Genomic DNA, 15,261 nt, shown 5'->3' with positions numbered 1-15,261 from the left:
ATGACAAACCTCAACGCAGTGGATCCAGCCGCAGTGGCGCAGGACGCGCACCTGGAAAGCGCGGACGTCGTCATCGGCAAATCCACCATCATTTTCCGGCGCTTCATGCGGAACAAGACCGCCGTGGCCGGCCTGGTCATCTTCCTCGCGCTCACCGTTTTCTCCTTCGTGGGTGGCTTCTTCACCACCTGGGACAAAGAAACCATCGATCCCTTTAACATCGGCATGCCACCATCGGCCGAGCACTTCCTGGGCACCTCGCAGGCTGGGATCGATCTCTACGCGATGACCGTTGAAGGCACCCGCATCTCCATCCTGATCGGCCTGATCGTGGGACTGGTCTCGGTGCTGATCGCGGCGGTCTACGGCTGCACCATGGCCTATTTCGGGGGCAAGGTGGACAAGGTGATGCTCTTCGTCCTCGAAGCGCTCATCATGATGCCGGCACTGCTCGTGGTTGCAGTGGCCACCAGCGGCGGCGGCGCCGGACTCAAGCGCGACCTTCCGTCCTGGCTCCTGCTGATCATCGTCCTGCTCGTGTTCAGCTGGATGGGCACCGCCAGGCTGATCCGGTCACTGTCCATGTCCCTGATGCAGCGCGACTTCGTGAAGGCGGCCCAGTACATGGGCGTCCCGCCGCGGCGGATCGTCTGGCGGCACCTGGTCCCCAACATCGGTTCCCTGCTGGTACTGGACATCACCCGCGGCGTCACCGGCGCCATCCTCGCCGAAGTGGCGTTCTCCTTCATCGGCATCGGCATCAAGGTTCCGGACGTCAGCCTGGGCGTCCTGATCGGCGGCGCCACCTCGCAGGTGCAGACCTTCCCCTGGATGTTCTGGGTGCCGCTGACGGTGATGTTCCTGCTCACCGGTTCCCTGGCCATGATGAACGACGGCCTGCGGGACGCGTTCGATCCAAGTTCCAGTTCCACGGGCAAGGCCCGAAGGGCCAGGAAAATCCGGGCGGAGAAGAGCAAATGAGCAGCGAAACCACTACCGGATCCGGTACCACCGCATCGGTCAACTCCACCGCCGACGCCGTTGAGCGGCTGCACATAGCGGGCCTCCACGCACCCACCGACGCTGTGCTCTCCGTGCGTGACCTCAACGTCCGGTTCAACTCCGAAAACGGCGTGGTCCACGCCGTGCGTGGCGTGGACTTCGACCTCCTGCCAGGCAAGACCCTGGGCATCGTGGGCGAATCCGGCTCGGGGAAGTCCGTGACCTCGCTGGCCATCATGGGCCTGCTTCCGGAGACCGCCGAGGTCACCGGTTCGGTCCGGCTCAAGGGCCGCGAACTGCTGGGGCTCAGCGACAAGGCCATGTGCGAATACCGCGGCAATGAGCTGGCCATGGTCTTCCAGGATCCGCTGTCGTCCCTGACGCCCGTATATACCGTGGGCACCCAGATCATCGAAGCGCTGACCATCCACAACCCCACCATGAGCAAGCAGGCCAAAGAAGCCCGCGCCGTCGAGCTCCTGGCCATGGTGGGAATTCCCAGCCCGAAGGACCGGCTGAAGGCCTTCCCGCACGAATTCTCCGGCGGCATGCGCCAGCGCGTGATGATCGCCATCGCCATCGCCAACAACCCCCGGGTGCTTATTGCTGATGAGCCGACGACGGCCCTGGACGTCACCATCCAGGCCCAGGTCCTGGAAGTGCTGCACACCGCGCAGGAGGAAACCGGCGCCGCCGTCGTGATGATCACGCACGACCTTGGCGTGGTGGCGGGCATGGCGGACGACATCATGGTGATGTACGCCGGAAAGCCCGTGGAAACCGGCGCGGTGGACGATATCTACTACAACCCCCGGATGCCCTACACGCTGGGCCTGCTCGGCGCCGTCCCCCGTGTGGACGTCTCGGAAAAGTCCTCCCTGGTGCCCATCGACGGCATACCGCCGAACCTGCTGCACACCCCCACGGGCTGCTCCTTCGCACCGCGCTGCCCGCTGGCCACAGAGGCCTGCCTGGAGGGGGAACCCGCCCTGGCGCCCGTCCCCGGCGCTGCCCTCCACCACGCCGCGTGCATCAAGTCGGCAGCCCTGGGCGGGGACGTGGACGTCCATGACATTTTCTCCGCTCCGCCGGTTCCGGAATCCCGCTTCGACGCCATCCCGCGGGAAAACCGCTCAACCGTCCTCGAGCTCAGGGACGTGCGCAAGCACTTCCCGCTGACCAAGGGCGCGCTGCTCAAGAAGCGAATCGGCACTGTCAAGGCCGTGGACGGCCTGAGCTTCGACGTCCGAGAGGGCGAATGCTTCTCCATCGTGGGCGAATCGGGCTCCGGAAAAACCACCACGCTCCTGGAAATCATGGAGTTCCACAAGGACCAGGACGGCGAGGTGGTGATCGGCGGCATCAGCAACAAGCAGGCCGCCGACGCCAAGACCAAGAACGCCATGCGGCGCGAACTGCAGATGGTGTTCCAGGACCCCACCGGCGCCCTGGACCCCCGGTTCACCGTGTACGAGGTCCTCGCGGAACCGCTGCAGAACGCCGGCCTGGACCGCCAGGCCATCCGGAAGCGGATCATGGAGCTGATGAGGCTGGTGGGCCTGCAGCCGGACCACGTGAACCGGTTCCCCAACCAGTTCTCCGGCGGCCAGCGCCAGCGCATCGGAATCGCCCGCGCGCTCGCCGTTAATCCCAAGCTGGTGGTCCTGGACGAACCGGTCTCGGCGCTGGACGTTTCGGTGCAGGCCGGGGTCATCAACCTCCTGGACAAGCTCCGCGCGGAACTTGGACTGAGCTACCTCCTGGTGGCCCACGACCTCTCGGTTGTCCGGCACATCTCCAACCGCGTGGCGGTGATGTACCTGGGCAAGATCGTGGAGATCGGCGAGGTGGACCGCGTGTTCGACAACCCGCGCCACCCGTACACCCGCGCCCTGCTGTCCGCCATCCCGGTGCCGGACCCCCAGATGGAACGCACCCGCGAACGCATCATCCTCAAGGGCGACCTCCCGTCTCCCCTGGACGCCCCCAAAGGCTGCAACTTTGCCACCCGCTGCCCGGTGTTTGCCGCCCTCCCTGCCGCGAAGCAGGAAAAGTGCCTCACCCTGGAACCGCCGCTGGAAGCCGTGTCCCCGTCGTCGTCGGCCCAGGCACTGGAACCCGGGGCACCTGCACCGGATCAGCGTTTCGCCTGCTTCTTCCCCGACGGAGAACTGGACGAAGACATGCTGGTGACCCACGACCAGGCGGAACACCATGCACCCTAGATTTAGCCGACCCACCCGCACCACTCGCATCAACGAAGGGAAAACCATGAGGAATCTGAACAGGATCGGCGGAGCTGCAGCCATTGCTGCGGCTCTGGCGCTGACGGCCTGCGGCAGTGGCGGCTCCACGGGGCCGGAGACAGCCAAGGGGCAGGAGGCAGGCAGCGACCTGTCCAAGCTGATCAGCATCAACGAGAAGCCGGCAGCAGATCTTGAGCAGGGCGGCAAGGTCACCCTTCCGCTGGGCAACATCGGCCCGGACTTCAACGGCTTCTCCAACAACGGCAACAGCGCGGACAACTCCGCCCTGCAGGTCCCCATCAACCCGGTTGCCATGAACAGCGGCGGCATGGGTGGCTGCTGGAAGGTCGACTTCACCGGAAAGGTCACGCCCAACACGGACTTCTGCGAGTCCGTGGAGAGCGAGGTCACGGACGGCAAGCAGACCATCACCATCAAGGTCAATGACAAGGCCACCTACAACGACGGCACACCCATCGACGTGAAGGCGTTCCAGAACACCTGGAACATCCTCAAGAGCCCGGACAACGGCTACGACATCGTCAGCTCCGGCGCCTACCAGTTCGTCGAGTCGGTAGAGGCCGGCAGCAGCGACAAGGAAGTCATCGTCAAGACCACACAGCCGGTCTACCCCATTGACTCGCTCTTCTTCGGCCTGATCCACCCGGCCGTGAACAGCCCGGAGATCTTCAACGAAGGCTTCAACGGCAACATGCACGCCGAGTGGATGGCCGGCCCGTTCAAGCTTGACCAGTACGACTCCGCTGCCAAGACGGTGACTCTTGTTCCCAACGAAAAGTGGTGGGGCAAGAAGCCGGTACTGGCCAACGTCACCTTCCGCCAGCTGGAGAGCAGCGCCCAGATCGCCGCCTTCAAGAACGGTGAAATCGACGCCGTTTCGGCCAACACCATCACTCCGTACAAGCAGCTGGAAGGCACCAAGGACGCAGATATCCGCCGTGGCCAGCGCCTGTTCGCCGGCGGCATGAACATCAATGCCCAGAAGGTCACCGACGTCGCCATTCGCGAAGCCATCTTCGCCGCCGTGGATCGCGAAGCCCTCCGCAAGGTCCGCTTCAACGGCCTGAACTGGGAAGAGCCCAGCTCCGGCTCCATGATGCTCCTGCCGTTCTCCGAGTACTACCAGGACAACTACCCCGTGAAGGAAACAGGTCCGGACGCTGCCAAGAAGGTCCTGACGGATGCCGGCTACACGGCCAACGCCAACGGCATCATGGAGAAGGACGGCAAGCCTGCCGCCTTCAAGATCAGCAACTTCGGTGACGATCCCACCACCCTGGCCTTCACACAGACCCTGCAGAAGCAGCTGCAGGCCGGCGGCATGGACGTCGGAATCGACCAGCGTGCTTCCGCCGACTTCGGCAAGGTCATCGGCGGCCGCGACTTCGACATGAGCGTTTCGGGCTATACCGTAGGCCCGGACGCCACCGACGCGGTGAAGCAGTACTACGATTCCAAGACCAACGAGAACCAGCTGGGCGACGCCGAGCTGGACAAGAAGATCGCCGACCTCGCCTCCATCGAGGACAACGCCGAGCGCAACAAGGCGGCCATGGAGGTCGAAAAGGAGCACATGGCGAAGTACTTCTCCATGGGCGTGGTCATGAACGGCCCGCAGATCTCCTTCGTCCGCACGGGCCTCGCCAACTACGGCCCGTCGCTGTTCCAGAGCCTGTCCCAGGTTCCGGACTGGACCACCCTGGGCTGGGAAAAGAAGTAATCCCGCCCGCCGCTTAGCAGCAGCCGGGGCCGGCGCCTCCCGAAAGGGGGACGCCGGCCCCGGCCGTTTAACCGACAGCGAATAACCGATGGCCGGATTGCCGAAAGGCGGAGGTGCAGCACCGCGCAGCGGTGACACGCGCGCCGGAGTAGCGTTGGTGGCATGAGCGGAACTGAAGCTGAGCCACGCACCATCCGTACCGCCGTCGTAGGCTTTGGACTCTCCGGCAGCGTCTTCCACGCGCCCCTGCTGGACGCGGACAACAGGTATTCGCTGGACGTCGTTGCCACCTCAAACGCCGACCGCCAGGAGGCGGCGAAAGGCCGCTACCCGGGGGTCAAGACGGTCCGCGACGGCGAGGCGGTCCTGGAGCTGTCTGACGCCCTGGACCTGGTGGTGCTGGGAACCCCGCCGGCCACGCATTACCCGCTGGCCAAAGCGGCGCTGGAAGCCGGGCTGGACGTGGTGGTGGACAAACCGTTCGCCATCTCCAGTGAAGAAGGGCAGGAGTTGACCGGGCTGGCCCGCAAGCTCGGGAGGGTCCTCACCGTCTTCCACAACCGGCGCTGGGACGGCGACTTCCTGACCCTGCGGAAGCTGCTCGCCGCTGAGGCTGTGGGCGAAGTGACTCGGTTCGAATCACGTTTCGAGCGGTGGTCGCCCAACATCGCGAAGGCCTGGAAGGCGCGGGCCACGGCTGCCGAAGGCGGGGGTGCGCTGTTTGATCTCGGCAGCCATCTGATCGACCAGGCACTGCAGCTCTTCGGCCCTGCTGACGTAGCCCACGCCGAGCTGCAGGCCCGCCGCTCCGACGAGCGGGCCGATGACGACGTCTTCCTGGTGCTCCGCCACCACTCGGGGGTGGCCAGCCACCTCAGCATGAACATGCTCTGCGCGCAGCAGGCCCCGCGGTTCCGTGTGCTGGGGTCGGTGGGAGGCTTCACCAAGCACGGCGTGGACCCGCAGGAGCCGTACATTGTGGCCGGCGGCAGCCCCCTGGACCAGGAGTACGGCGTGGAGGCACCCGAGTGGGCGGGCCTCCTGGGGCGCGACGGCCACCTGGACCGGCTTCCCACCGAACGCGGCAACTACCCCGGGTTCTACCGCCTCCTGGCAGACAAGATCCTCGACGGCGGAGCGGAGTCATCCCTGCCCCTCCCGGTTGATCCCGAGGACGCGGTGGAGGTCCTCAAGATCATAGAAAAAGCGCGGGAACTGGCTTAAACGCATCGGTGGTTGAGCTTGTCGAAACCCCAGCTTCGACAAGCTCAACCACCGATTGGACCCTTAGGCCGAGACGAGCTCGTGCCAGTCGGAAACCAGGGGCAGGTTGTGTGCCTCGGACACGGAGTGGTGAGCCACGTGGCCAGCGGCGATGTTGAGGCCGGCAGCGAGGGCGGGATCGCGGTCAAAGGCTGCCTTGACGCCCAGGTTCGCGAGGGACACGGCGTAGCGCAGGGTGACGTTGGTCAGGGCGTACGTGGAGGTGTTCGGTACGGCGCCGGGCATGTTGGCCACGCAGTAGAAGATGGTGTTGTGCACCTTGTACGTGGGTTCCTGGTGCGTGGTGGGGTGGGTGTCCTCGAAGCAGCCGCCCTGGTCCACGGCAATGTCCACCAGGACCGAGCCGGGCTTCATGCGGGCAACGAGGTCGTTCGTGACCAGCTTGGGGGCCTTGGCGCCGGGGATCAGGACGGAACCGATCACCAGGTCGGCATCCACTACGGACTTTTCGATCTCGTAGGCGTTGGAGGCCACGGTCTTCAGCCGGCCCTGGTACTGGGCGTCCAGTTCGCGGAGGCGGTTGATGTTGATGTCCAGGATAGTGACATCGGCACCCAGGCCCAGGGCCATGGCGGCGGCGTTGGTGCCGGCCACACCTGCGCCGAGGACAACAACCTTGGCGGGACGGACGCCGGGAACGCCGCCCAGCAGGACGCCCTTGCCGCCGGCGGGAGCCATCAGGGAGGAGGCGCCCACCTGGACGGACAGCCGGCCGGCCACCTCGGACATGGGGGCGAGCAGCGGGAGGGTGCGGCCCTCCTGGACGGTCTCGTAGGCAATGGCGGTGACGCCGGAGTTGATCAGCTCCTGGGTCAGCTCGGGCTCGGCGGCCAGGTGCAGGTACGTGAAGAGGATCAGGCCCTTGCGGAACCGGTGGTACTCAGCCTTGACGGGCTCCTTGACCTTCATGACCATGTCCGCGCGGGACCAGACGTCATCGGCTTCGGTGACGATCTCGGCGCCGGCGATGGCGTATTCCTCATCGGTGATACCGGAACCCAGGCCCGCGCCGCGCTCCACCAGCACCGAGTGGCCGTGGGTGCGGAATTCGTGCACGCCGGCGGCGGTGATGGCGACGCGGAACTCGTTGTTCTTGATTTCTTTCGGGACACCGATGATCATCGTGGGCTCCAGGTTCTCGGCGGGTAAGCCGGAAAGTGCGGAAGGATTTCGTCTTTCCACGATAAATCCGCTGTGAGCCAGCCGACATTGGCCGCGATGGAGGCCGCCGGCGGATTCCCCGGAATTCCGCGGAATCCGGTCCACTTGGGTAGACATATGTCGAGGGTGGAAGCGTCAGGTGTCGCCTGTTGTCCGTTCGTGCCCACGGGCCGCCGGGCAGTAATGTTGGCGCATGCAGCAGCAGGGTGTGGAACAGCTCGTGGAGCAGGTGGCGCAGAAGCTGGGCCGGGGCCTTTCGCTGGAGGACCTGGACGGCCTGCTCCTCGCCTACAGCTCCAACCAGTCCCATGCGGACCGGGTGCGCGTGAACTTCCTGCTCAGCAAGAAGGTGCCGGCGGACGTGAGCGCCTGGCAACTCTCGCAGGGCATCGCCACTGCCGTTCGGCCCGTGGTGGTGCCCGCCAATCCGGACCTGGGCATGCTGGGCCGCGTCTGTGTCCCGCTGATGGTGCGCGGCTTCCGCGTCGGCTACCTGTGGGTGCAGCAGGACTCGGCGGAGGAGAGCCCGACGGCGATCCTCACCCAGCTGCCGGCGGTCAATCATGAGCTGGAGCTACTGTCCGGGCTCCTGCTGGACTCCAATACTGCCGAGTCCGAGTTCCGGCGGAGCCGTGAACGCGAGTTCCTGTCCGCCTGCGCCGGCGAACCGAACGCCGTGGCCGCAGTTGCCGGCTGGAAGGAAGTCCAGGGCCGCGGACCGTGGCAGATGGTCACCGTGCTGGATGCCGACGGCTGGGCCAGCGGCCCGGACCCCATCGCCTCCACCCTGATCCACCGGTCCACCGCGCTGCAGGCCACCGTGGGCGTGGATGCGGCCCTGTTCAGTGCCGGCACGGAGACCCATTCGGTGGTGCTGTTCCGCGAGCTGTCCGGCCGGGCCAACCATGCGCAGGTGCTGGTGCACTACCAGTTGGAGCTGGCCAAGCGGTCCGGCCGGCCGGTGCACCGCATCATCCTTGGCATCAGCGAAGGGTTCACCCGCACCCGCCAGCTGGGCGAGGCGTACCGGCAGTCGAAGCTCGCAGCCCAGGCGGCGGCCGTGGACCCCCAACTGGGTGAACTGGTGGACTGCCGGTCCACCGGCGTATACCAGCTGCTGGCTTCCGCAGGGGGCGGGGTGGGGGCCTGGGCCGATTCGGGGTCCGTGTACTTCCGGATGCTCGAAGACCATGACCGGAACAGCGAACTTATTCCGGTGCTGGAACTCCTCTACGACAACGACGGTTCCGTCCAGGACGTGGCCACGAAGCTCCACCTGCACCGGAGCAGCATCTACAACCGGCTGGGCAGGATCCGCCAACTGCTGGGCGTGGACCCGCTGAAGGGGCTGCCCCGGTTGGAGCTGCACGCGGCCCTGAAGATGCGCCGGTGGGCTGCGCGGCCGAGGATCTAGTGCCGTGCCTGCCCGGCCGTCGAGTCTACGAAGGTGCTGATCGCCTCGGCCACCTGCCGGGACCGGAGGTGCTGGACCACATGGCCCGCTCCCGGGATTTCCACGAAGTGCCCATGCGGCGCCGCAGCAGACAACCGGCGTGACCATTCAGGGCCGGCAACCTGGTCCTGCCCGCCGCGCAGCACCAGGACGGGAATGTCGATGCCGGCCACGCACTTCTCGGTGGGGTAGTCCATCATCACCGGAACTTCGGTGAAGTACCAGCGCGGGCCGCAGCGGAAGTAGTCAGACATAACTGTCCAGTTGGACGCCGCCGATTCGCGCAGGAGCGCATCCAGCAGCAGGGCGACACCCTGGCGTGTGACAGTCCTGTGGCGTTCGTCGACCACGGGGCCCATCAGCACCAGCTGCCGCACCCGGTCCGGCGCGTGACGGGCCGCCTCAATGCTGAACTGAACGCCCATTGAATGGCCCACCAGGATGTAGGATTCGATGCCGCTGGATTCGAGGGTTTCGGCAATGAAGGCGCCGTAGTCCTCCACGGGCAGCTGCCGCGCGGGCCGGGGCGTTCCGCCGAACCCGGGCAGATCCATGGAATACGTGGGCGCGGTGGCGGCCAGCAGATGGTGCAACCGCCGAAGGTAGCGGTGCGAAGCGCCGATTCCGTGGATCAGGATATATGCCGGCCCTCCGTTGGCCGGCACTGCGCCGGGCGAGGGCGGCGGCGTGCCGTCCGCCCAGAAGATCCGGCCGGACAGGCCGCGTGCTTCAACTGCCGAGGACCGCAGGGGGACCGTCATCGGTGCCCTGCGCTGCCGTCGGCAACACCGGACGCGCCGGAACCGCCGGCGCTGCCTGTGGCCACGCTGTCCGGCGCCGGGCCGTCCGCACGTGCACTGTTGGTGCCGGCGGCATGTGTGCCGCCGTCCGCCGCGGCCTCGCGTTCCTTCCGCCGCTGGGTCTCCAGCCAGGCCAGGATGGCGCTCTGCCGGATCCGCCGGTGGGTACCCCGGTATTCCACGGGGATTTCGCCGCGGTCCGTCATATTGCGCAGGTACGTGTGGGAAATGCCGGCCAGTTCAGCGGCCCGGGAGGTGGTCAGCATTTCCTCCACGCTGCTGACGGTCACCGCCTCGCCGCGGCTGAGCCGTGCCAGGAGGTCCACGACGGCGTCCCTCGCCTGGGCGGGCAACCGGTGGACGGTGCCGTCCACAAAGACGGTGATGTCGTCGCTGTCCCGCAGGGCGCGGGCGAGGCCGCCGGCATCTTCTGCGGGCAGTCCGGCTGTCACGCGGGGGGCTATCAGTGCCATACAGGAAGCCTAACGCTCCGTTGCAGCGGTTCCCTGCCGGGCACAGGGCCGGCCTCGCGGGGTTGGGTGTGGAACCCATCGAAAAGGAAGTGGGGGGCGGCCAAAAGAAACCGTTGACACGGAGTAAGTAACGCGCGTAACCTCAATCACACGATCCAAGTAACGCGCGTTACCCACAAGGCAGGCGCGTTATAGGAAACACCTCACCACGCAAAAGCTGGCATGGCCCAGTCGACGAAGACCCGGAGCATTCAATGGCGAAAAGCACCACACCCCAGCAGTCCGCCGCCGTGCGGCAGCGGGGCGTCACCATGAATGACGTCGCCAAGCACGCCGGCGTTTCCCGGACAGCCGTTTCGTTCGTCCTGAGCAACCGCGAAAACGCCAGCATTTCCGAGGAAACCCGCACCCGGATCAACGAGGCCGTCCAGGAACTGGGTTACCGGCCCAACGCCGGCGCCCGTGCACTGGCATCCCAGCGCAGCGGCTGGTACGGCATTGTCACCGAGATCGTCACGGCCCCGTTCGCCGTCGACATCATCAAAGGTGCCCAGGACCAGGCCTGGCTTGACCGCCGGTTCCTGCTCATCGCGCCCTCCGACCAGGCCGATGCCGTAGGACCCAACCAGGGCCTGGAAGATGCTGCGACGGAAAAGCTTCTGGAACAGCGCGTGGAAGGACTTCTGTACGCAGCCACCTTCCACCGGGGCGTCCACGTTCCGGAGAGCGCCAATGAAGTACCCACTGTCCTGATCAACTGCTTCGACGCTGACGGAAAGCTGCCCTCGATCGTCCCTGACGAGCGTGCGGGTGGCCGGGTGGCCGTCGAACGGTTGCTCAAGGCCGGCCACACCCGGATAGGAGTTATCAACCTTGACCCGGTGATCCCTGCAGCAGTGGGGCGGTTGGAAGGTGCGCGCGAAGCACTGGCCACCGCCGGACTGGACCTGGATCCGGAACTGGTGGTGTCCGGATACGCGACGGCCGACGGCGGCTACGAGGCCGCCGGCCGGATCCTGGACAGGTACCAGGGGGAGCGCAGGCCAACGGCACTGTTCTGCCTCAACGACCGCATGGCGATGGGCGCCTATGACGCCATCAAGGAACGGGGCCTGACCATCCCCGGAGACATCGCCGTGATCGGCTTCGACAACCAGGAACTGATTGCGGCCTACCTGCGGCCCAAACTGACCACCGTTGCGTTGCCGTTCGAAAAAATGGGAGCCCTGGGAGTCCAGACGCTCGCCGCCCTTACAGCAGGACAGCCGATCATTGCCGACCAGCAACTGGTCGACTGTCCGCTGCTAGAACGCTCTTCGGTCTGACCGCGAAATCAAGTTCCGAAGAGCAAAACCCCTAACCCGCCCTTCACCTCGCTGATGAAGACAGGAAAGAGATATCCATCATGACACAACCCCGATTCTTCCGGGCTGCCCGGATCACGGCTGCGGGCCTGGCCGTGGGAGCGATGCTGCTGACCGGCTGCGCGGCCAACACCAACAAGGCAAACAGCACCGACGCCGGCTCCAACGCGAGTGCGCTGCTCACCATCCCGCGTGAGGACATGGGCACGTTCGTGCAGAACTTCAACCCCTTCGCCCCCACAGTGAACCCCATGGTCCAGCAGTCCATCTACGAATCGCTGCTGATCTTCAACCCGGCCAACGGGGACACGGTGCCGTGGCTCGCCACCGAGTGGAAAGCCGCGGACGACGGCAAGTCCGTCACGTTCACGCTGCGCGACGGCGTGAAGTGGTCCGACGGGCAGCCGCTGGTGGCAGACGACGTGGCCTACACGTTCGAGCTGCAGAAGAAGATCAAGGGCGGGTTCGAATACCTCGACGGCGTCACCGCCGAAGGCAACAAGGTCACGTTCAACTTCAACAAGCCGTGGTCCCCGGCTCTTTACGACGTCGGCCAGCTCACCATCCTGCCCAAGCACATCTGGTCCACGCTCGCCGACCCCGAAAAGGAAGCGAACGCCAAGCCCGTGGGAACCGGTCCCTACACCGAGGTGGACAGCTTCCAGGCGCAGTCCTTCGTGCTGAAGAAGAACCCCAACTACTGGCAGCCGGAGAAGCAGAAGATCGCCGGCATCAAGATGCTCGCCTTCGCCGGCAACGACGGCGCCAACCTCGCAGCGGCCAACGGGGATGTGGACTGGGCACCGCAGTACATCCCGAACATTGAAAAGACGTTCGTCTCCAAGGACAAGGACCACCGCCAGTACTGGTTCCCGCCCACGGGCGCCATGATCAACTGGCAGCTCAACACCACCAAGGCGCCGTTCAATGATGTTGACGTCCGCAAGGCACTGAGCATGGCCGTGGACCGGGACCAGGTCACCAAGATCGGCATGAGCGGCTACGCCCAGCCCGCCGACTGCACGGGCCTGTCCGGTAACTACGAGACGTGGAAGAGCAGCGAGGTTAAGGACAACTGCACCTGGACCAACCACGACGTGCAGAAAGCCAACGAGCTGCTGGACAAGGCCGGCTACGCCAAGGGCGCGGACGGCAAGCGCACGCTCAAGGACGGCAAGCCGTTCGAGTTCAAGATCTCCGTGGGAGCCTCCTCCTCCGACTGGCTGTCCGTAGCCAACGTGATCGCCCAGAACCTTGCAGAGGTGGGGGTGACCGCCAAGGTGGATTCCCCTGACTGGGCCGCCGTGGTGGCCGGCTACGAAACGGGCACCTTCGATTCCGGCATCGTCTGGAGCGCCAACGATCCCAGCCCGTACAAGTACTTCAACACCGCCATGGGCTCGGCAACCGTGAAGCCGGTGGGCACCAAGACGTTCGACAACTACCACCGCTTCGGCGACGCGAAGGCCGACGCCCTGTTGGCCCAGTTCGCCGCGGAATCCGACGAGTCCAAGCAGAAGGACCTCGCCAACAAGCTCCAGGAAGAGTACAGCGACGCCGCGCCGCTGGTGCCGCTCTTTTCCGGCCCGGAGTGGGGCGCCTTCAACGACACCCGCTTCACCGGCTGGCCCACCCAGGACAACCCCTACGCCACCCTCTCGGTCCGCGCACCCACCACGGTGCTGGTGCTGACCTCGCTGGAACCGCGCAAGTAATCCCCACCGCCGCCCTAACCTCGCTTCGCTTCGGCCAGGGAACCCAGGCGGCGTGGGCCCATCCGCCGCCCTAACCTCGCTTCGTGACACCGCTGGCCGCCGGAACCTCCGGCGGCCAGCCCCCACATACCTTTCACCACTCCCGAATTGGAGGGAACCCGTGCGCTTCATCCTGCGCCGGCTGGGTTTCTACCTGGTCGCCTTCTGGGCATCCATCACGCTGAATTTCCTGCTCCCGCGCTTCATGCCGGGGGACCCCGTTTCCCGCATGTTCGCCCGCTCCCAGGACAGGATGCAGCCCGAACAGATCGAGGCCCTGCGCCGGCTGCTGGGTGTGGATGACCGGCCCCTGTGGGAGCAGTACGCCGGCTACCTGCAGAACATCTTCACCGGCCAGATGGGAGTTTCCATCTCACGCTTCCCGGCGCCTGTCACGGAGGTTATCTCGTCCCAGATCGGCTGGACCCTCCTGCTGGGCGGAACCGCCCTGGTGATTGCCGCCGTCGTGGGTAACCTGCTGGGCATCGTGGCCGCGTGGCGCCGCGGCGGCGCGATCGATTCGGCGCTGCCTCCCGTGCTGGTGTTCATCGGATCGTTCCCCTACTTCTGGCTGGCGATGGGCGCCCTGTACCTGTTCGGCGTGGTGCTGGGCTGGTTCCCCATCCGGCATGCGTTCACGGACGGACTGGAGCCCGCGTTCACCCGGGAGTTCATCGGCGACGTCGGCGCGCACCTGGTGCTCCCGGCGCTGACCATCGTGCTGGTGTCCATCGGCGGCTGGATGCTGGGCATGCGTAACACCATGATTGCCACCAACTCCGAGGACTACATCACCATGGCCGAGGCCAAGGGTTTGCGCCCTGGACGCATCATGCTCCGCTACGCGGCACGCAACGCCATGCTGCCGTCCGTTACCAGCTTCGGCATGGGCCTGGGCTTCGTGGTGGGTGGGGCACTGCTCACCGAAGTGGTGTTCGCCTACCCCGGTGTGGGTTACCAGCTCCTCAACGCCGTCCAGGGACTGGACTATCCGCTCATGCAGGGCCTGTTCCTCACCATCACCGCCGCCGTGCTGCTGGCGAACTTCCTGGTGGACATCCTGTACGTCCGCCTCGACCCGCGCGTGCGCAGCAACTGACCGGCCGCAGATAAAGGACCCACCATGGCAACCGCAATCCTCCAGCAATCCGGCACCGCGGCAGGCAAAACCCCCGCCGCGAAACCCAAAACCAAACCCAACCGCAGCTTTATCCACGGGCTGCTGACCAACAGGAAGGCCCTGGTGGGCATGGCCGTGATGGCCCTGTTCATCGTGGTGGCGCTCCTGGCCCCCATACTGTTCCCCGGCGACCCCTCCCGGATCACCGCCATGGCGTCCCTGGAACCGGATGCCGAGCACTGGCTGGGCACCACGGCAAAAGGCCAGGACGTGCTGGCGCTGACCGTGCACGGCGCCCGGAGTTCACTGCTGGTGGGCCTCACGGTGGGCTTTGCCTCCACGTTCATCGGCATCATCGTGGGCCTGGCTTCGGCCTACTTCGGCCGGTTCATTGACGAGGCACTGTCCCTGGTCACCAACGTCTTCCTCCTCCTGCCCGGGCTGCCGCTCCTGGTCATCCTCGCCGCGTTCCTTCCGCCGGGGCTGGGAACCGTGATCCTGGTGCTCGTTGTCACCGGCTGGGCGGGCTCGGCGCGCGTCCTCCGCAGCCAGGCCCTGTCCATCCGGTCCAAGGACTTCGTGGCCGCCGCGGTGGTGTCCGGCGAACGGGCGGGCCGGATCATGTTCCGGGAAATCCTGCCGAACATGGCATCAATCGTGATGGGAACACTGCTTGCCTGCGTCATCTACGGCATCGGGGCCCAGGCGGGCCTCGAGTTCCTGGGCTTGGGCGACGTCAGCACCGTCTCCTGGGGCAACAACCTCTTCTGGGCCGGCAACGAGGGCGCGCTGCTCACCGGAAGCTGGTGGGTCTTCGTGCCGTCGGGCGTGTGCATCGCACTGGTGGCGTTCGCTTTGGCCCT

At 65.8% G+C, this 15,261-nt stretch carries 10 protein-coding genes and 2 pseudogenes; 9 read left to right on the top strand and 3 right to left on the bottom strand.

Going from position 1 to position 15,261, the window contains the following annotated elements; translation table 11 throughout:
• From ACHL_RS19095 to ACHL_RS19080, 4 genes are all read left to right on the top strand, one after another.
• A complete protein-coding gene (locus ACHL_RS19095; RefSeq protein ID WP_015938953.1) occupies positions 1 to 981 on the top strand; it encodes an ABC transporter permease in 981 nt (326 codons plus the stop codon).
• On the top strand, positions 978 to 3,227 hold the full coding sequence (locus tag ACHL_RS19090) for an ABC transporter ATP-binding protein (protein WP_015938952.1): 2,250 nt from the start codon (positions 978 to 980) through the stop codon (positions 3,225 to 3,227). Before ACHL_RS19095 ends, ACHL_RS19090 begins: the two co-directional genes overlap by 4 nt.
• A 46-nt stretch (positions 3,228 to 3,273) precedes the next feature.
• Positions 3,274 to 4,989, top strand: coding sequence for an ABC transporter family substrate-binding protein (locus ACHL_RS19085; RefSeq protein WP_043794248.1), 1,716 nt, complete (start codon positions 3,274 to 3,276; stop codon positions 4,987 to 4,989).
• A 162-nt stretch (positions 4,990 to 5,151) separates the two neighbouring features.
• Entirely contained in the window at positions 5,152 to 6,213 is a 1,062-nt protein-coding gene (locus ACHL_RS19080; RefSeq protein WP_015938950.1) for a Gfo/Idh/MocA family protein, read from the top strand.
• A 63-nt stretch (positions 6,214 to 6,276) separates the two neighbouring features.
• Here the strand turns inward: ACHL_RS19080 and ald are convergent, their stop codons facing one another.
• On the bottom strand, positions 6,277 to 7,395 hold the full coding sequence (gene ald, locus ACHL_RS19075; RefSeq protein WP_015938949.1) for an alanine dehydrogenase: 1,119 nt from the start codon (positions 7,393 to 7,395) through the stop codon (positions 6,277 to 6,279).
• 232 nt (positions 7,396 to 7,627) lie between these two features.
• Here ald and ACHL_RS19070 point away from each other — a divergent pair, with 232 nt between their 5' ends.
• Entirely contained in the window at positions 7,628 to 8,848 is a 1,221-nt protein-coding gene (locus tag ACHL_RS19070) for a PucR family transcriptional regulator (RefSeq protein ID WP_015938948.1), read from the top strand.
• Here the strand turns inward: ACHL_RS19070 and ACHL_RS19065 are convergent.
• The gene (locus ACHL_RS19065) at positions 8,845 to 9,648 is read right to left on the bottom strand and encodes an alpha/beta fold hydrolase (RefSeq protein WP_015938947.1); all 804 of its coding nucleotides are present in this window, start codon (positions 9,646 to 9,648) and stop codon (positions 8,845 to 8,847) included. The two genes, ACHL_RS19070 and ACHL_RS19065, sit on opposite strands and share 4 nt — an antisense overlap.
• 119 nt (positions 9,649 to 9,767) lie before the next feature.
• A pseudogene (locus ACHL_RS19060) lies at positions 9,768 to 10,160 on the bottom strand (helix-turn-helix domain-containing protein); the annotation flags it as partial.
• A gap of 254 nt (positions 10,161 to 10,414) precedes the next feature.
• Here ACHL_RS19060 and ACHL_RS19055 point away from each other — a divergent pair.
• From ACHL_RS19055 to ACHL_RS23885, 4 genes and pseudogenes are all read left to right on the top strand, one after another.
• Positions 10,415 to 11,485: a LacI family DNA-binding transcriptional regulator gene (locus ACHL_RS19055; RefSeq protein WP_015938945.1), complete on the top strand. Its 1,071-nt coding sequence runs from the start codon at positions 10,415 to 10,417 to the stop codon at positions 11,483 to 11,485.
• 80 nt (positions 11,486 to 11,565) lie between these two features.
• Complete coding sequence (locus tag ACHL_RS19050; protein ID WP_015938944.1) at positions 11,566 to 13,239, top strand: ABC transporter substrate-binding protein; 1,674 nt, start codon at positions 11,566 to 11,568, stop codon at positions 13,237 to 13,239.
• Positions 13,240 to 13,399: 160 nt separating this feature from the next.
• Positions 13,400 to 14,377, top strand: coding sequence for an ABC transporter permease (locus ACHL_RS19045; RefSeq protein WP_015938943.1), 978 nt, complete (start codon positions 13,400 to 13,402; stop codon positions 14,375 to 14,377).
• 24 nt (positions 14,378 to 14,401) lie between these two features.
• Positions 14,402 to 15,244: pseudogene (locus ACHL_RS23885) on the top strand (ABC transporter permease); the annotation flags it as partial.
• Between the last annotated feature and the right edge of the window lie 17 nt (positions 15,245 to 15,261).

The organism is Pseudarthrobacter chlorophenolicus A6 (genome assembly GCF_000022025.1).
Lineage (GTDB): Bacteria > Actinomycetota > Actinomycetes > Actinomycetales > Micrococcaceae > Arthrobacter > Arthrobacter chlorophenolicus.
The sequence above is the reverse complement of the archived record's forward strand: the minus strand, read 5'-3'. Positions and strand labels throughout refer to the sequence as shown.

Excerpts from the sequence above, each read along its gene's own strand:
- ACHL_RS19080 (WP_015938950.1), top strand. The coding sequence starts at position 5,152 with ATGAGCGGAACTGAAGCTGAGCCACGCACCATCCGTACCGCCGTCGTA.
- ACHL_RS19065 (WP_015938947.1), bottom strand. The coding sequence starts at position 9,648 with ATGACGGTCCCCCTGCGGTCCTCGGCAGTTGAAGCACGCGGCCTGTCC.
- ACHL_RS19070 (WP_015938948.1), top strand. The coding sequence starts at position 7,628 with ATGCAGCAGCAGGGTGTGGAACAGCTCGTGGAGCAGGTGGCGCAGAAG.
- ACHL_RS19085 (WP_043794248.1), top strand. The coding sequence starts at position 3,274 with ATGAGGAATCTGAACAGGATCGGCGGAGCTGCAGCCATTGCTGCGGCT.
- ACHL_RS19090 (WP_015938952.1), top strand. The coding sequence starts at position 978 with ATGAGCAGCGAAACCACTACCGGATCCGGTACCACCGCATCGGTCAAC.
- ACHL_RS19050 (WP_015938944.1), top strand. The coding sequence starts at position 11,566 with ATGACACAACCCCGATTCTTCCGGGCTGCCCGGATCACGGCTGCGGGC.
- ACHL_RS19055 (WP_015938945.1), top strand. The coding sequence starts at position 10,415 with ATGGCGAAAAGCACCACACCCCAGCAGTCCGCCGCCGTGCGGCAGCGG.
- ACHL_RS19095 (WP_015938953.1), top strand. The coding sequence starts at position 1 with ATGACAAACCTCAACGCAGTGGATCCAGCCGCAGTGGCGCAGGACGCG.
- ald (WP_015938949.1), bottom strand. The coding sequence starts at position 7,395 with ATGATCATCGGTGTCCCGAAAGAAATCAAGAACAACGAGTTCCGCGTC.